Origin of the sequence: Proteus sp. fly-1067 (genome assembly GCF_040139345.1) — a bacterium.
Classification (GTDB): domain Bacteria; phylum Pseudomonadota; class Gammaproteobacteria; order Enterobacterales; family Enterobacteriaceae; genus Proteus; species Proteus vulgaris_B.
In genome coordinates, this window is the sequence record NZ_JBEEUL010000080.1 from 1 (window position 1) to 760 (window position 760).

The following is a 760-nucleotide window of genomic DNA, read 5'->3' on the forward strand; positions in this document are numbered from 1 at the left end:
CGCATTGAATACAAAGCTATTTATGCCGAGTTTTTATTCGAAAATCAACGTCAAAATGAAGCAATGCCTCTCATTGATGAAGTCATCAAAGAGTATAATCTTTTACCAAAATCAGCAAAAAGCTATAATAAACAATGGTATCAATTAGCATTGAAAATAAAAAATAATAAAAGGCTTGAATAAACGTCTTAACACCTGGAATCTATGCTCTAAAGAATTTAAATTACATATCAGCGACCAGCGAATAAACCACTAGTAGCATAAGCCACAATATAATGAGTGGCGAGTGAAAAAACTCACTATGCTTTAGCGAAAAACGCTGCAACTTGAAGTATCACGAGCATACTTCACACCTTGTGAAAATAACTTTTATTATAGTGATTTTACTGTTAATGAAAATCATTATCAAACCCATGGTGTTTATGTGGTCTTTCTCATTAACTAGCATTGGCTATTTATTTAGCAACTAATACCAACATTAGCACCCTTTGATTTTCTTTAATATTACCTTTAATAACATAATTAGATAATTATTCCATTTAGACATTTCGCATCAAATGATAATCCTGTTAAATCCATTACAATTAATACGTGATCTTCCGCGCAAAAGAAAAACAAATTTATATTTCCTGCTTTAGTTAACCATTTTTTGACATAGTATTAACATCTGCAAGGAGATAAAAATATGACTCAAATAACTAAGCATCCCGTTCCTGCTGAAATTGCAGAAAATGCCCTGATAAACGAGCAACAGTACAAC

At 31.4% G+C, this 760-nt stretch carries 1 protein-coding gene; it reads left to right on the forward strand.

Going from position 1 to position 760, the window contains the following annotated elements; genetic code table 11:
- Positions 1-183, forward strand: a 183-nt coding sequence (locus ABN217_RS19225; RefSeq protein ID WP_349459854.1) for a hypothetical protein, incomplete at its 5' end; no start/stop codon positions are given.
- Positions 184-760 lie beyond the last annotated feature (577 nt).